This is a genomic window from Halorubrum halodurans (assembly GCF_002252985.1).
Classification (GTDB): domain Archaea; phylum Halobacteriota; class Halobacteria; order Halobacteriales; family Haloferacaceae; genus Halorubrum; species Halorubrum halodurans.
The window spans coordinates 21,127-35,012 of the sequence record NZ_NHPJ01000005.1 but is presented as its reverse complement, the minus strand read 5'-3'; the positions used below and the strand labels follow the sequence as shown (position 1 = coordinate 35,012).

Here is a 13,886-nt window from a genome sequence, read left to right as displayed (position 1 = left end):
GCCGATGCTCAGAGCGGGAGAACGCCGTCGTCGGATCCCGTCTCGTTTCCGTCGTCGGCTGATCCGTCGGTCGTGCTGCCGTCAGCCCCGCCGCCCGTGGTGTCGTCGGTCGTGCCGCCCGTGGTGTCGTCGGTGGAGTCGTCGGTCTGGCTGCCGCCGTCCGGAGACCCGTCGGTAGAGCCGGCGTCGTCGCCGTCGGGTCCGGCCTCCCCGTCGGTTCCGTTCGCGGAGTCGCGGACGTCCTCGCCCTCGCCGAAGACGTCGGTCTCGATCGTCTCCTCGTAGGTGAACCGGTCCAGCGGGACGGTGACCTCCTCGCCGGAGGGGAACTCGATCACGGCGTAGAACTCGATCCGGAGGTCGCTGACCTGGTGTCCGTTGACTGCCGGGTCGAGGTGGGTGACCCACCACTCGTCGAGCCGCTCGTTGTCGAGCCCCGTCGTGAACTCGACGGTCTCGGAGCTCCGCGAGGGGATCACGTACCCCTCGTCCGTCCGGCCCGACGCCATCTCGACGCCGTTCATCGTGACGTCGTAACCGATCTCGGAGACCGCGTACGGCTGGAGGTTGGGGTTGTAGACCACGAACGCCATCTCGATCGGCGTCTCGGCCTCGGAGACCGCTCCCCACTGCCCGCGCGTCTCGTTGACGTACAACGCCGGGTCGTCGACGAGGACGCTGTCGGCGTTCACCGGCCGCGTCTCCTCGGAGTTGAACGCGGAGAGGAGGTCCGTCTCGATCTCGCGCGTTCGGGTGAACCCGACGCCCCGCCCGAGGCGGTCCGAGGTGACGGTCGCGTCGATGGCGACCGTCGTTCGCTCGCCGTTGCGGACGTGGCTGGTCCACCACGGCGGGATCGCGTCGTTTCGCATTCGCGTGTCGAGCCCGAGCGTGGTGTTTCCGGTTCCGATCCGGAGCCCCTCGCGCCCGCCGCGTGCCATCTCGATCGCGTTCATCGAGACGGTGTAGGTCACGGCCACGCCGTCCAGTCCGATCCCGATCGGGTTCGGGTTGGAGACGACGAGGTCCGTCTCGACGGTCGTCGTCTCCTCGGTCACCTCGCCGAAGGAGTTGTCGACGGCCGCGACGCTCGGCGTTCCGAGGATCCCGAGCGCGAACGCCCCGCCGACGCTCCCGACGACGACCAGTACCCCGAGGAGCGCGACCCTGAGCTTCGACCCCGTGAGGACGGAACGGATGGCGCCCGTATCCATGGTCGGTCGAACCGGCGGATCGATAAAACCGTACCGCTCCGTGGCGTTACCGACCGATGTCTCTCCGGCGGGTGACTGGCGCATCGGGGTCGATGCGGAACGCGACCAGGGGCGACTCGGGCGACTCGCCGCCCACGGAGACGGTCCCGTCGGTACGGGGTCGGACGCGGATGGCGCCGCGTTTCAGATCCGGAAGGCCGTAAAGAGGAGGAGCAGAACCGAGACGATACAGACGAACGCGATCCAGCCGACCATGATGATCCCCGCGCGTCGCATGGTGAGTTCTTCCCCGCTGAGGATCTTCCCGATGCTCATGCGAGAGGAATCGATAAGCCGGAACATAAAACGTCGGCTTTCACGTCGGCAACGGACGGACGATCGGCCGGAGCGGGCGGCGACCCCCGGATCACTCCCCCCGCAACACCAGCGGCTCGATGGCGAGCGTCCGCTTCGCGACCGTCAGGATCCGGAGGACGTAGGAGACGAACAGCATGAACGGCAGGACCGTCACCGCGAACGCCGCACCGACGACGAGCACGAGGTGGGTGATCCCGAGCGTCGATCCGGACACCGCGGCGGCGTCGACGACCGCGAGCGTGACGCCCGCGACGACCAGCGCGGGCACCGCCGCGTAGAGGATCAGCTGGGAGAGCTCGATGAGCGCCCACTGGAAGTAGAGCGTCTTCACGTGCTCGCGGGCGGGCCCGAAGAGCGACAGCGCCCCCCGGAGCTCCTCGAGGAGTTCCCGGTCGGACTCGGAGAGCGCCGTCGCGTGCGTCGACGACACGCCCTCGGCCCGGCCGAGCAGCCGGCCGTACTCGAACCCGAGCGCGGCGGAGACGACCGAAAAGGACCCGAACCGCGCCCCGTCGAGCCGCTGGCTCACGGCGTCGGCGTTCCGGCCGACGTCCTCGGCGAGCCCCTCGACGTCGGACGCGAGCGACGCGTCCCCGCCCTCGGAGACGGACTCCCGCAGCCGTTCCGCCCGGTCGGCGGCGGTCCGGACGAGGTCGTCGAGGAAGGCTGCCGGGTCGGTCGCGGCCGGCGAGCCGGTCAGCTCCGCGGTGAACTCCCGGACGTCCATCGAGTTGCTCATGCGGTCGCGCTGGTCGCCGAGCGGCCCGTTCTCCTGGGTGAGCACGAGCTGGCCGATCGTGACGACGAGGGTCGTGCCGGTCACGACGACCGTGATCATCGTCCCGAACATCGTCTCGATCGGGTCGCCCGACTCGACCTGCGTGACGAACGACGGCGAGACCCCGGAGGCGACCGCCACGAACGCGACGAACACGGCGAGCGTCGAGACGCCGGCGACGAGCAGCCGGTTCGCGTCCACCAGGAACCAGCGCGCCGGGCGGGAGGGTCCGCCGGTCATGCCCCGTCGCCCGACCCGACCGGCCGTTTGAACACGAGGAACTTGCTCCCGCCGCCCTCGTAGTCGATCGTCGTCACGAGCTCCCATCCCTCGGCCCCCAGCTCGTTCAGCTCCGCCTCCGGGTCCGTCGCCTCCTTTCGCGTGTCGTCGCGGGGCGGGCGGAGCGTCTCGTACTCCCACCTGACGCCGTCGGGTTCCGACATGCGAGCGGCTACTCGCCGGAGATCCCTATACCCTCGCGTCGCTCGCGTGGCTCCGCCGCCCGACCGACGACCGCGGTCGTGCCCGGCTCGACGAACGACCGTGTCCGACTCGACGACCGCGACGAGTGACGATGACTTTTGGTCGTCCCCGCGGACGGGAGGGTATGCCCGCCGACCTCGCGGAGAAGACGGACCGATACGAGCGAATGCTCGCCGACGCGCTCGACGTCGCGGAGCCGCGGCCGCCGGCGGAGACCCCGCTCGGCGTCGCGGCCGCGGAGATCGTCGAGATGGCGGAGTCGTATCTGGCGGACGGCCGGCACTTCCGCGCGGACGACGACCCGGTCAACGCGCTCGCGTCCTACTCGTACGGCTACGGCTGGCTCGACGCCGGCGTCAGGATGGGACTGTTCGCGGTCCCCGAGGACACCGAACTGTTCACGACGTGACCGGATCGTACCGGCGTGAGCCGTCTCGGACGACCACGTCCTAACCGATACGGATTTGAAGATTCGCTGAACGATCTCGTTTATGAATCTACGAACGTTGATTCACGATCACCTTCCGAACGCCGTAGTTGCTGCGGTCATATTCACGCTCTATAACGCCTATACTGGCGGTATTGCGGACCCAGTCACGATCGGTGTCGAGTTCATCGCCTACGTTATCGCGATCTTCATCGGATTCGTAGTTATTACTCCGATTCTGGACGAGGCGTTCAGTAGCGTTACGACATGAGTGGCCCGCACCGACCGCACCGGAACGGAACTCATCGATCCGTGAACGGTTCGCCGAATCCTCCCGACCGTATTTAAGTACTCGACTCCCGACGAATCCGTATGAGCGAACTCGCGGACCTGACCGAACGGCTGGTCTCGATCCCCTCTCACGAGGACGAGACCGCCGCCGGCGACGCCATCGAGGAGTGGCTCCGGGCGGAGACCGACGCCGACGTCGAGCGCGACGCCGTCGGCAACGTGATCGCGTACAGGCGGACCGACGGGAGCGACGGGAGCGGGCCCGGAACCGACCCCGACGCGGAGACGGTCGCGCTCGTCGGCCATCACGACGTGGTCCCGCCGGCGGAGCGACAGACGACGGGCGAGGGCGAGTACGTGGTCGAACGCCGCGACGGCCGGATCTTCGGGCGCGGGACGGCCGACATGAAGGGCGCGGTCGCGGCCTGCCTGCTCGCGTTCCGGGACGCGACGCCGCCGTCGGGCCGCGAACTCGCGGTCGCCTCCTTCGTCGGCGAGGAGACCGGCGGCGAGGGCGCACGGCACGCGATAGAGGAGGGGTTCCGCCCCGACCACGCGCTCGTCGCGGAGGGGTCGACGAACTACTCGAAGCCGGGCGTGACCGACGTCGTCGTCGCGCACAAGGGCCGGCGGGCGTCGACGCTGGTCGCCGAGGGGTCGTCGGCACACGCCTCCGAACCCGAGGCGGGCGAGAACGCGATCTACCGGGCCTGCGACGCGGTCGACGTCGTCCGCGGGCTCGACGCACCGGCGACGACGGTGTTCGGCGAGGACGTGACGGGGTCGGTCGTCGTCACGGAGTTCCACGGCGGCGACACCTGGAACGTGATCCCCGACCGGTGTGAGGTCACGATCGACGAGCGCACCGTCCCCGGCGAGCGGGCGGACCTCGCGCGCACGGAGGAGGTTCCGGGCGTCGAGTGGGTCGTCGAGCAGGACCTCCCGCCGATGGGGTGTGGCGACGACGCGTTCGCGGACGCGGCGCTCGCGGCCGCACGCGGGGTCCACGAGGCCCGCGGGCTCGACCGCCCCGAACACGTCACCAAGCCGCACGCCACGGACGCGGGGTGGCTCTCGGAGGCCGGCACGGAGTGTCTCGTCTGCGGCCCCTCCGAACCCGGCGAGGCGCACACGGAGACGGAGAGCGTCTCGATCGACGTGCTGGAGCGGTGTCGGGAGGTCTACGCGGCGCTCGCGGAACGCGAGTGGTGACCGGGCGGCGACCGCGACGAGCGACCGGGCGTCGCCGTGACGCGCCGGTCGAGCCGCCGCCGTGACGGCCCGCTCGTCGGGGTCGTATGGAAGGGGTTTTATGCGGTCCGGCGGAAGTGAGGCCCACTATGGGAGACAAATCGAAGGCCAAAAAGAAGCGTCTGGCGAAGGCGGAGCGCCAGAACACCCGCGTCCCCGCGTGGGTCATGATGAAGACCGACATGAACGTCACGCGAAACCCCAAGCGGCGCAACTGGCGCCGGAACGACCTCGACGAGTAAATGAGCACGAGTGATTTCGAGGAGCGCGTCGTCACCGTCCCGCTCCGCGACGCCAAGGAGAAGCCGGTCCAGCAGCGCGCCGACTACGCCGTGAAGATCGTCCGCGAGCACCTCGCGAAGCACTTCTCGGTCGACGGCGAGGACGTGATCCTCGACGCCTCCGTCAACGAGGCCGTCTGGGCGAACGGTCGGCAGAACCCGCCGAGCAAGCTCCGCGTCCGCGCGGCCCGGTTCGTCGAGGACGGCGAGCCGGTCGTCGAAGCCGAGCACGCCGAGTAACGTGTTACGGGCGACCTTCACCGGCTCGTCGTACGTGGGGGTCTTCGCCCGCGTCGTCGACGACCTCCTTCTGGTCAGGCCGGACGTCGACGACGACCTCGCCGACGAGCTCGGCGCGGAGCTCGGCGCGGACGTGCTCGCGACCACCGTCGGCGGCTCCAACACCGTCGGGTCGCTCGCGGCCGGCAACGAGAACGGCGTGCTCGTCTCCGAGCGCGCGACCGACCGGGAGCGGGAGCGCATCGCCGAGGCCGCGGACCGCGAGGTCACGGAGCTCCCCGGCCGGATCAACGCCGCCGGCAACGTCGTCCTGGCCAACGACTACGGCGCGTACGTCCACCCGGACCTGTCGCGCGAGGCGATCACGACGATCCGGGAGACGCTCTCGGTCCCGGTCGAGCGCGGCGACCTCGCGGACGTGCGGACCGTCGGCACCGCCGCGGTCGCGAACGACACCGGCGTGCTCTGCCACCCGAAGTCGCGCGAGTCGGAGCTTCAGGCCGTCGAGGAGGCGCTCGATGTCCGGGCGGACCTCGGAACGGTCAACTACGGCGCGCCGCTCGTCGGCTCCGGCCTCGTCGCGAGCGACGACGGCTACGTCGTCGGCGACGACACGACCGGCCCCGAGCTCGGACGCATCGAGGAGACGCTCGGGTTCATCGACTGATCGGCGTTAGCGTCGCTCTCGCGCCCGTTTTTGCCGATCCGTTCGGTTCCGTCGCGTCGTCCGCTTTTAGGAAGATACTTCCCTGTCCCTGCCGGAAGTCGGAACATGAGTACTTACACCGTGAGCGGGCGGTTCCAGAGTAGAGACGGCTTCCAGCCGTTCACCAAGGACGTCGAGGCGGAGAACGAGGACCTCGCACGCGAGCGGATCTACACGCAGGTCGGCAGCCAGCACGGCCGAAAGCGCACCCAGATCGAGATCGAGGAGGTGTCCGCGGCATGATGGGTGGCGGACAACAGCAGCTCCAGCAGCTCTCCCAGGAGCTTCAGGCGCTCGACGAGGAGATCGAGGTGCTCGAGACGGAAGTCGAGGAGTACCGCCAGGAGAAGGCCGACATCGACGACGCCGTCGAGGCGATCGAGACGCTCGACACCGGCGCGACGGTTCAGGTGCCGCTCGGCGGCGGCGCGTACGTCCGCGCGGAGGTCCAGGACATCGACGAGATCGTCGTCTCGCTCGGCGGCAACTACTCGGCCGAGCAGGATCAGGACGACGCCATCGACGTGCTCCGGCGCAAACAGGAGGCGCTCGACGACCGCATCGCGGAGACCGAAGCGGAGATCGACGAGCTGGAGGACGAGAGCCAGGAGCTCGAACAGCAGGCCCAGCAGATGCAACAGCAGATGCAACAACAGCAGATGCAGCAGATGCAGGGCCAGGCCGACGACGAGTGAGGTAACGGACCGTGTTCGACGGACTGAAGGACAAGCTGAGCAGCTTCCGTGAGGACGTAGAGGAGTCCACGGACGCCGAGGAGCCGGCCGAGAGCGAGGCCGAAGCCGACGCGGAGCCGGAGTCCGGGACCGGGACGGTCGACGCCGACGACCCGGCGCCCGCGGCGGACGCGCCCGACGAGGAGGCGGACGCGGACGGCTCGGCGGAACCGAGCACCTTCCAGCGTGCGAAGGCGTTCGCGACCGGGCGGATCATCATCGAGGAGGAGGACCTCGAGGAGCCGCTCTGGGACCTCGAGATGGCGCTCTTGGAGAGCGACGTGGAGATGAGCGTCGCCGAGCGGATCCTCGAGACGGTTCGCGAGACGATGCTCGGCGAGTCGCGAAAGCAGGTCGAGACGACCGGCGAGCTGGTCGAGCAGGCGCTTCACGACGCGCTCCTCGACGTGATCGCGGTCGGGCAGTTCGACTTCGAGGAGCGGGTCGCCGAGGCGGAGAAGCCGCTGACGATCGTCTTCACCGGCGTCAACGGCGTCGGGAAGACGACGACCATCGCCAAGCTCTCCGAGTGGCTCGCGGAGCGCGGCTACTCGTCGGTGCTGGCGAACGGCGACACCTACCGGGCGGGCGCGAACGAGCAGATCGCCGAGCACGCCGAGCGGCTCGACCGCGAGCTGATCTCCCACGACCAGGGCGGCGACCCGGCGGCCGTGATCTACGACGGCGTCGAGTACGCCGCGGCCAACGACGTCGACGTCGTCCTCGGCGACACCGCCGGCCGGCTCCACACGAGCGACGACCTGATGGCGCAACTGGAGAAGATCGACCGCGTCGTCGACCCCGACATGACGCTGTTCGTCGACGAGGCGGTCGCGGGACAGGACGCCGTCAACCGGGCGAAGGAGTTCAACGAGGCCGCCGAGATCGACGGCGCGGTGTTGACGAAGGCGGACGCCGACTCCTCCGGGGGCGCGGCGATCTCCGTCGCGTACGTCACCGGCAAGCCGATCCTCTTTCTGGGGACCGGCCAAGGCTACGACGACCTGGCGCGGTTCGATCCGGAGGCGCTCGTCGACAGCCTGCTCGGCGAGGAGTAGTCGGCGTTCGGGGTCGAAACCGGCCCGGTTCGCTTATAACTCGTACGGGAGCGAACCGCACACCGGCGACGGGATCAGAACCCTTAACAGTTCACCGCGGTTTGATCACGATAGCGGGATGGGATAGCCAGGAGATTCCGCCGGGCTCATAACCCGGAGATCGGTAGTTCAAATCTACCTCCCGCTACTTCTCTTCGACGCGCCGACCGACGACGGTCGGAAACGCCGTTCGGATCCAACCCGGAAGCGATTTCCGTCGGCCAGTCCACCGTCCGGGTATGGAATACGAATCGAGCCTCGACCGCGCGATGGACGCGGTCCCGGACTTCGACGGGTCCGACGAGCGGCTGTCGGTCCCCGACCCGGAGGCGCAGAAGGACGGCGCGTTCACCCGACTGACGAACCTCTCGGCCATCGCGGACGCGTTGAGCCGCGATCCCGAACACGTCCACTCGAAGATCCAACAGGAGCTTGGGACGGCCGGCCAGTACGAGGACGGCCGCGCGCGATACAGCGGGAACTTCCGCGAGCGCGACTTCCAGGCGGCGATCGACTCGTACATCGAGTCGTTCGTCACCTGCTCCGAGTGTGGCCTCCCCGACACGCGGCTGGAGACGGAGAACCGGACGCCCATGCTCCGCTGTGAGGCCTGCGGGGCGTTCCGCCCGGTCGCGAAACAGACGTCGTCGAACACCCAGCGCCAGGAGGAGGCCATCGAGGAGGGCAACACCTACGAGCTCGAGATCGTCGGCACGGGCCGCAAGGGCGACGGCGTCGCCGAGCGCGGGGAGTACACCGTCTTCGTCCCCGGCGCACAGGAGGGCGACACCGTCCGGGCGTACATCAAGAACGTCTCGGGCAACCTCGCGTTCGCCCGCCGGGAGAACTGAGCACCCTCCCCCGCTCGCGGCGCCCGCGGCCGACGCGTACCGAGTCAGTCGACGCGTTCGGCGAGCGCCGTGTGGGTGGTCTCCTCGACGTGGCGGGCGACGAACGCGTCCGCCGCGTCCTCGGAGTCGAAGACGCGTTCGAGGGCGCACTCGCGACAGACGGCGTGGTACAGTCGTGGACGTTTCCGTGGAGCCATACGACCCCCTCCGCGTCCGAGCCGGTTAGTTAAGCACCCGTTGTCGAGCGGTAGTCTCACCCTATTCGGCCGTCCCGAACCCGTCGAGCGCGACCGAGAGCATGTCCGTGCTGACCGGCTGGAACTCCTCGCGTTCGTGTTCGGGGAGGTACTCGCGGACGCCGTTCCATGACTCGCGGGCGTACCGCGCGTCGAGGAGGACGCGAACCCCACGCTCGTCGGCCCCGCGGATGACCCGGCCGACTGCCTGCCGCGCCTTCCGAACGGCGGGAACGGTGAGCGCGGTCTCGAACCCCGACGCGAAGCGTCGGTCGTACGCCGCGACGACCGCCCGCGTCCGGGGGCGGGCGGTGTTGATGATGGGGACCCCGCAGACGACCGCCGCGGCGAGCCGGTCGCCACGGTAGTCGACCCCCTCCGTGAGCGTGCCCCGGAGGCTGGTGACGAGCACCTTCCCCTGGCCGGCGAAGAAGGCGTCCTTGAGCGACTCGGTCTCGCGGTCGCCGGAGGACTCGTCGAGGAGGACGGGTTTCTCGAGGCGCTCGTCGAGCTCGTCGGCGAACCACGCCGCCTCGGCGTAGTTCGGCGCGCCGACCAGTACGTTCCCCTCGCGGCGCGCGACCGTCGCGACCGCGTCGAGGTGCGCGAGCCGGGCGTCGGTCCGCTCGCCCGGCGCGCCGCGGTTGGCGTGGGTGAACTTCGGCGCGTCGACCGCGAAGCTCGCGCGGTTCTCCGGCGGGAACGAGAGCCCGTACGTCCGCTCGACGACGGGTCGACCCCGCTCCGCGAGCTGGTCGAGGCCCGTCACCTCCCGGAACACGTCCATCGGCTCGAGCGTCGCGCTCATCACGACGCCGCCGCCGAACTCGCCGAGGCGCTCGCCGATCGGCCCGCTCGGGAGACAGTTGTACAGCGCGAGGCTCGCGTTGTACGCGCGACGCCACGAGTCCGGCGGCTCCGTCTCGTCGAACGTGCGCTCGAGGTCGACGGCGCGGAAGAACTCGGTGTGCCCCTCGCGGTACCACGCGTTGACGGTGCGGCCGACGCCCGGAGCGGCGCGCCGTTTGTCCTCGTCCTCGAGCGAGTCGAGCACGCGCTTGACGGTCGCGCCGACGGCGGGCGCGCGCGACCAGACGCGGTCGCCGTAGCCCGCCTCGGCCGCCCACGCCGTGATCGCGTCCTCGCCCGGCTCCTCGGGGTCGCGAAGCGGGATCTCGTCGTCGTCGAGCTCGCGCATCGACGCGCGCCAGTCCGGCCGCTCGCGGTCGAGATGTGCGGTGACCCGACGGTCGAGCTCCTCGCGGAGGGCCGCGTAGAACTCCCGTACCGCCTCCAGCTCCTCGACCGTCACGTCGCTCTCCTCGAGCTCCCCGCGGACGAGGTCGGCGTCCGCGGACTCCGCGCCCTCGCGTTCGAACGAGAGCGGCTGGACGACGCGGGTGATCTCGGAGACCGCGTCCCGGAGACTCGCGTCGGCGACCGCGTCGCTGACGAGGTCCCGCACGCGCGGCTCGAGCATGTGCGCCTCGTCACAGACGAGGAACGTCGCGTCGTCGAGGAGCGCGCCGGTGAACGTCGCGGTCGTCGTCGGGTCGAACGCGTGGTAGTAGTTGCCGATGACGACCTCGACCTCGGGGACGAGCGCGCCCATCACCGAGTGGGGACACGAGCCGTGGCCAGCCGAGAGTCGGACGAGCTCCTCGGCGTCGACGTGGCCGAGTTCGGTGACGTCGAACGGGACGGCCGCCGCCGGGTCGCCGCCGTCGTCGGGTACGTCGTCGAGGAAGCCCGCGTAGAACGGACAGAACTCCGTCTCGCCGACCGTCTCGGTGTCGGGCGGGTACGGCGTCGGCTCGCCGTCGACGGTCAGGTAGTCGGCGGCGGCTCCGCCGCCGGTCGATCCGCCGTCGGAGCCGCTGGCGGTTCCCGAGTCCAGCAGCCCGACCTGCTGGCTCCGCGCCTCGCTCGCGAGGGCGCCGGCGGTCGTCTCGCCGCCCTCGCCGACGAGGTTCCGGGTGCGCTCGCGGAGCCCCTCACAGCGCTCGTAGACGTTCTCGCGGTCGATCCCGCCGCGGTTCTCGCGGGCGTACGGACAGACGTCCGCCTTGCCGACGAGCGTCAGCCCGGAGACGGGATCGGAGTCGTCGGGCAGGGTCGCGTTGATCGTGTCCAGGTCCGTCTCGAACTGCCGGAGCTGCTGTTTGACGCTGGTGAGCACGAACACGCGCTCGAAGTCGGAGTCGGGGTCGCGGACGCGGTCGATCCCGGCGGTCAACGCGAGCATGGTCTTGCCGGTGCCACACGCGCCCTCGAGCGCGAGGAAACCGCCGTCGCGAGCCGCCTCGATGGCGGCGTCGATGCCGTCCGCCTGCTCGGGGTACGGCTCCTCGTGGCCGAAGACGTCGGCCCACGGTGGGTCATCGGTCACTACGCCGGAGTTACGCCCCATCCGGGTTAAACCTTCAGAGGCGCGTCTGCAGAGCCCCCCCTACTCGACGTCCTCGGGACCGTCGGGAAGCCCGCGAACGGCGTGCGCCGCGGCGAGGACGGCCGCGAGCACGAGGACCCCGGCCGCGCCGGCGGCGAACGCGGCGTCGAACCCGGCCCGCTCGGCCGCGACGCCGAACACGCCGCTGCCGGTCGACTCCACGAGCAGGGCGGTCCCGCTGAAGACGGCGTAGGCGCTGGCGCGGACGTCGGGCGGCAGGGAGTCGAGCAGGAACGTGTCGGCCGCGGGGAACGTCGTGTGGATCACGAACCCGAGCAGGACGGTGGCGACGAGGAGCGCGACGGCCGACTGGGCGGCCACGAGGATCCCGAGCGCGGTCGCGAAGGCGACGAGGATCCCGAGGAGATACGGGATCTGGGGGAGCCGGTCGGCGAGCCGGCCGCCGTACCAGAACCCCGGCAGGCCGGCCGCGAACACGACCGTGAGAAGGGTGTTCGCGAACGCGCCGGATACCCCCTTCGTGCCGGTCAGGTACGTGACGTAGAAGTTGAACACGCCCTGCCAGACGAACCCCGGCGCCGCGACGATGACGATCACGAGGAGGATGATCCGCCAGTGGCCGAGCACCGACCGGAAGTCGCGGTCCGCGCCCGCGCTCTCCGGAAGCGGATGTCGGCGGAGGACCACGAGGAGGACCGCGGTCACCGCGAGCGCGGCGACGGCGAGCAGCCGGAAGACGTCGCTCCAGCCGGCGACGACGAGGATCCCGACCACGACGCCGGGCGCGACGACGGCCGCCAGCTGGCTCGCCGCCCCGTGGATCCCGATCGCTCGGCCGCGCCCGCTCGGGAACAGCTCGGCGACGAGCGGTATCGCGGCGACGAAGTACGCGCCGGAGGCGAGCCCGATGGAGAGCGCGCCGACCCGGAGCGCCGGGATCGACCCGGCGCTGCCGGTGAACATCGCGGCTCCGGCGAGCCAGAGGCCCGACCCGAGGACGACGTAGTGTCGTGGAACCCGCGTGAGGAGGTAGCCGACCGGGATCCGCGGGAGCGCGGAGCCCAGCCACACCAGGGTCGTGACGGAGCCGACGACCGCGGGGCTCGCCCCGAACTCCGATCCGATCGTCGGGACGAGCGGCGCGAACGCGACGCGCCCGAGGTTGATGAGGAAGACGAGCCCACAGAGCGTGCCGAAGGCTCGGCGGGTCATGCCGGTCGGGGTCGGCGGGTTCCGCGGCCGAGCGGACCGGGCAGCGCCGGCGGAACGACCTTCCGGCCGTTACACGCCACAGACGTCGAAGAGGTCGTCCAACGTCTCTATCTCCCAGGTGGGCCAGACGTTGAGGTCCCAGTCACGGCGATGCGGGCGGCGGATGAACGCGGAGTCGACGCCCGCGTTCTGTGCGGCCTTCACGTCGGACTCGTTGTCGCCGACGAACAGCGCCGAGTCGGCGTCCAGGTCGCCGAGCGCCTGCTCGAGGTAGTGCGGGTTCGGCTTGCGGAGCTGGAGACTGTGGATCGTGGGCTCGCGGCCGTAGGCCGCGCCGAACTCCTCGAAGCCGTCGAAGTGGTCGACGAGGAAGTCGACGGTCGCCTGCTGGTTCGAGGAGACGATCCCCATCTTCACGTCGAGGTCCTCGAGGGTGTCGAGGTCGTCGTAGGGGGTCTTGCGGCCCGCGCGGGCCTCCTGCTGTTGGGCTCTCGAGACCACGTCGTCGCGCGTCCGCCAGAACGACCCCGGATCGAGGTCGTAGGTCTGACAGACGGTCCCCACGCTGCCGGGGGTCGCGCCGATCGTCATCCGTTCCACGTCGTCGGGGTCGGGGTCGTCGACGCCGCACTCCTCGAACGCGCTCCGGGTCGCCTCCTGGAGCACGTTGAAGCGCGTACGGCCGACGAGAACACCGTCGTTGTCGAATACGACGGTATCGTATCTCATACGGTTCGTCCTCGCCCGACGGGTAAAAGCGTTTCACCTCGGCTATCGATCCCGATACCGGAAGGTGGCCGATTTATGCCCGCACGCACGCGAACGTGCCGCATGCGCGTCAGCGTCATCGGCGGGAGTTCCGTCCGGCCGGACACCGCGGCGGTCGCGGAGGAGCTGGGAGCCGAACTCGCCGACCGCGGCCACACGATCGTCTGTGGCGGCCTGGGCGGCGTGATGGAGGCGGCGTGCCGGGGAGCACACGCGGCGGACGCCGAGGCGGAGACGATCGGGATCCTCCCGACCGACCGCCCGAGCGACGCGAACCGCTACGTCACGACGCCCATCGCGACGGGGCTCGGGCACGCCCGCAACGCCCTGGTGGTCGTGAACGGCGACGCCGCGATCGCGGTGAACGGCGGGCCGGGAACGCTCTCGGAGATCGGGCTCGCGCTCGCGCACGACCGGGCGGTCGCGGGCCTCGACACCCACGACGTGGAGGGCGTCGAGGCGGTCGGATCGCCGGCCGCCGCGGTGGAGTACGTCGAAGGAGCGGTGGGATCCGGGCCGTAACCGGATCCGGGTCGGCGGGCGGCCGAAG

General features: G+C 70.2%; 19 protein-coding genes and 1 tRNA gene. 12 read left to right on the top strand and 8 right to left on the bottom strand.

Going from position 1 to position 13,886, the window contains the following annotated elements; translation table 11 throughout:
• Nucleotides 1-8: 8 nt before the first annotated feature.
• The 4 genes from DJ70_RS00745 to DJ70_RS00735 all read right to left on the bottom strand — a co-directional run bounded on the left by DJ70_RS00745 (nucleotide 9) and on the right by DJ70_RS00735 (nucleotide 2,792).
• Entirely contained in the window at nucleotides 9-1,214 is a 1,206-nt protein-coding gene (locus DJ70_RS00745; RefSeq protein WP_094529193.1) for an LEA type 2 family protein, read from the bottom strand.
• 183 nt (nucleotides 1,215-1,397) lie between these two features.
• Entirely contained in the window at nucleotides 1,398-1,529 is a 132-nt protein-coding gene (locus tag DJ70_RS17900; protein WP_275542341.1) for a hypothetical protein, read from the bottom strand.
• 91 nt (nucleotides 1,530-1,620) lie between these two features.
• Nucleotides 1,621-2,589, bottom strand: coding sequence for a hypothetical protein (locus tag DJ70_RS00740; protein WP_094529190.1), 969 nt, complete (start codon nucleotides 2,587-2,589; stop codon nucleotides 1,621-1,623).
• Nucleotides 2,586-2,792 carry a DUF4177 domain-containing protein gene (locus DJ70_RS00735; RefSeq protein WP_094529187.1) on the bottom strand — a complete coding sequence of 69 codons (207 nt, stop codon included), beginning with the start codon at nucleotides 2,790-2,792 and terminating at the stop codon, nucleotides 2,586-2,588. The genes DJ70_RS00740 and DJ70_RS00735 overlap by 4 nt, the downstream gene beginning before the upstream one ends.
• A 164-nt stretch (nucleotides 2,793-2,956) precedes the next feature.
• Here DJ70_RS00735 and DJ70_RS00730 point away from each other — a divergent pair, with 164 nt between their 5' ends.
• From DJ70_RS00730 to DJ70_RS00680, 11 genes are all read left to right on the top strand, one after another.
• Nucleotides 2,957-3,241, top strand: coding sequence for a DUF357 domain-containing protein (locus tag DJ70_RS00730; protein WP_094529184.1), 285 nt, complete (start codon nucleotides 2,957-2,959; stop codon nucleotides 3,239-3,241).
• 82 nt (nucleotides 3,242-3,323) lie between these two features.
• Nucleotides 3,324-3,530 carry a hypothetical protein gene (locus DJ70_RS00725; protein ID WP_094529181.1) on the top strand — a complete coding sequence of 69 codons (207 nt, stop codon included), beginning with the start codon at nucleotides 3,324-3,326 and terminating at the stop codon, nucleotides 3,528-3,530.
• 101 nt (nucleotides 3,531-3,631) lie between these two features.
• On the top strand, nucleotides 3,632-4,762 hold the full coding sequence (locus tag DJ70_RS00720) for a M20 family metallopeptidase (RefSeq protein ID WP_094529179.1): 1,131 nt from the start codon (nucleotides 3,632-3,634) through the stop codon (nucleotides 4,760-4,762).
• A 128-nt stretch (nucleotides 4,763-4,890) separates the two neighbouring features.
• On the top strand, nucleotides 4,891-5,043 hold the full coding sequence (locus tag DJ70_RS00715; protein ID WP_023498294.1) for a 50S ribosomal protein L39e: 153 nt from the start codon (nucleotides 4,891-4,893) through the stop codon (nucleotides 5,041-5,043).
• On the top strand, nucleotides 5,044-5,322 hold the full coding sequence (locus DJ70_RS00710) for a 50S ribosomal protein L31e (RefSeq protein WP_066415670.1): 279 nt from the start codon (nucleotides 5,044-5,046) through the stop codon (nucleotides 5,320-5,322).
• Nucleotide 5,323: 1 nt separating this feature from the next.
• Complete coding sequence (locus DJ70_RS00705; RefSeq protein WP_094529176.1) at nucleotides 5,324-5,989, top strand: translation initiation factor IF-6; 666 nt, start codon at nucleotides 5,324-5,326, stop codon at nucleotides 5,987-5,989.
• A 105-nt stretch (nucleotides 5,990-6,094) separates the two neighbouring features.
• Entirely contained in the window at nucleotides 6,095-6,271 is a 177-nt protein-coding gene (gene rpl18a, locus DJ70_RS00700) for a 50S ribosomal protein L18Ae (protein WP_094529173.1), read from the top strand.
• Entirely contained in the window at nucleotides 6,271-6,723 is a 453-nt protein-coding gene (pfdA, locus tag DJ70_RS00695; protein WP_094529170.1) for a prefoldin subunit alpha, read from the top strand. Before rpl18a ends, pfdA begins: the two co-directional genes overlap by 1 nt.
• An 11-nt stretch (nucleotides 6,724-6,734) precedes the next feature.
• A complete protein-coding gene (gene ftsY, locus DJ70_RS00690; protein ID WP_094529167.1) occupies nucleotides 6,735-7,820 on the top strand; it encodes a signal recognition particle-docking protein FtsY in 1,086 nt (361 codons plus the stop codon).
• A 112-nt stretch (nucleotides 7,821-7,932) separates the two neighbouring features.
• Nucleotides 7,933-8,007, top strand: a tRNA-Met gene (locus DJ70_RS00685).
• 91 nt (nucleotides 8,008-8,098) lie between these two features.
• Entirely contained in the window at nucleotides 8,099-8,710 is a 612-nt protein-coding gene (locus DJ70_RS00680; protein WP_094529165.1) for a translation initiation factor IF-2 subunit beta, read from the top strand.
• 44 nt (nucleotides 8,711-8,754) lie between these two features.
• Here DJ70_RS00680 and DJ70_RS17120 read toward each other — a convergent pair whose 3' ends face one another.
• From DJ70_RS17120 to DJ70_RS00665, 4 genes are all read right to left on the bottom strand, one after another.
• Entirely contained in the window at nucleotides 8,755-8,907 is a 153-nt protein-coding gene (locus DJ70_RS17120; RefSeq protein ID WP_179233916.1) for a hypothetical protein, read from the bottom strand.
• Nucleotides 8,908-8,968: 61 nt separating this feature from the next.
• Nucleotides 8,969-11,335 carry an ATP-dependent DNA helicase gene (locus tag DJ70_RS00675; RefSeq protein WP_094529162.1) on the bottom strand — a complete coding sequence of 789 codons (2,367 nt, stop codon included), beginning with the start codon at nucleotides 11,333-11,335 and terminating at the stop codon, nucleotides 8,969-8,971.
• A gap of 60 nt (nucleotides 11,336-11,395) precedes the next feature.
• Nucleotides 11,396-12,568, bottom strand: coding sequence for an MFS transporter (locus DJ70_RS00670; RefSeq protein WP_094529159.1), 1,173 nt, complete (start codon nucleotides 12,566-12,568; stop codon nucleotides 11,396-11,398).
• A gap of 69 nt (nucleotides 12,569-12,637) precedes the next feature.
• The gene (locus DJ70_RS00665) at nucleotides 12,638-13,297 is read right to left on the bottom strand and encodes an HAD family hydrolase (protein ID WP_094529157.1); all 660 of its coding nucleotides are present in this window, start codon (nucleotides 13,295-13,297) and stop codon (nucleotides 12,638-12,640) included.
• 102 nt (nucleotides 13,298-13,399) lie between these two features.
• Between DJ70_RS00665 and DJ70_RS00660 the strand changes: the two genes are divergently transcribed.
• Complete coding sequence (locus DJ70_RS00660) at nucleotides 13,400-13,858, top strand: SLOG cluster 4 domain-containing protein (protein ID WP_094529154.1); 459 nt, start codon at nucleotides 13,400-13,402, stop codon at nucleotides 13,856-13,858.
• Nucleotides 13,859-13,886 lie beyond the last annotated feature (28 nt).

Coding starts and splice junctions, on each gene's coding strand:
- DJ70_RS00725 (WP_094529181.1), top strand. CDS start 3,324: ATGAATCTACGAACGTTGATTCACGATCACCTTCCGAACGCCGTAGTT.
- DJ70_RS00670 (WP_094529159.1), bottom strand. CDS start 12,568: ATGACCCGCCGAGCCTTCGGCACGCTCTGTGGGCTCGTCTTCCTCATC.
- DJ70_RS17900 (WP_275542341.1), bottom strand. CDS start 1,529: ATGAGCATCGGGAAGATCCTCAGCGGGGAAGAACTCACCATGCGACGC.
- DJ70_RS00715 (WP_023498294.1), top strand. CDS start 4,891: ATGGGAGACAAATCGAAGGCCAAAAAGAAGCGTCTGGCGAAGGCGGAG.
- pfdA (WP_094529170.1), top strand. CDS start 6,271: ATGGGTGGCGGACAACAGCAGCTCCAGCAGCTCTCCCAGGAGCTTCAG.
- DJ70_RS00740 (WP_094529190.1), bottom strand. CDS start 2,589: ATGACCGGCGGACCCTCCCGCCCGGCGCGCTGGTTCCTGGTGGACGCG.
- DJ70_RS00660 (WP_094529154.1), top strand. CDS start 13,400: ATGCGCGTCAGCGTCATCGGCGGGAGTTCCGTCCGGCCGGACACCGCG.
- DJ70_RS00745 (WP_094529193.1), bottom strand. CDS start 1,214: ATGGATACGGGCGCCATCCGTTCCGTCCTCACGGGGTCGAAGCTCAGG.
- DJ70_RS00735 (WP_094529187.1), bottom strand. CDS start 2,792: ATGTCGGAACCCGACGGCGTCAGGTGGGAGTACGAGACGCTCCGCCCG.
- DJ70_RS00665 (WP_094529157.1), bottom strand. CDS start 13,297: ATGAGATACGATACCGTCGTATTCGACAACGACGGTGTTCTCGTCGGC.
- DJ70_RS00680 (WP_094529165.1), top strand. CDS start 8,099: ATGGAATACGAATCGAGCCTCGACCGCGCGATGGACGCGGTCCCGGAC.
- DJ70_RS17120 (WP_179233916.1), bottom strand. CDS start 8,907: ATGGCTCCACGGAAACGTCCACGACTGTACCACGCCGTCTGTCGCGAG.
- rpl18a (WP_094529173.1), top strand. CDS start 6,095: ATGAGTACTTACACCGTGAGCGGGCGGTTCCAGAGTAGAGACGGCTTC.
- DJ70_RS00730 (WP_094529184.1), top strand. CDS start 2,957: ATGCCCGCCGACCTCGCGGAGAAGACGGACCGATACGAGCGAATGCTC.
- DJ70_RS00720 (WP_094529179.1), top strand. CDS start 3,632: ATGAGCGAACTCGCGGACCTGACCGAACGGCTGGTCTCGATCCCCTCT.
- DJ70_RS00710 (WP_066415670.1), top strand. CDS start 5,044: ATGAGCACGAGTGATTTCGAGGAGCGCGTCGTCACCGTCCCGCTCCGC.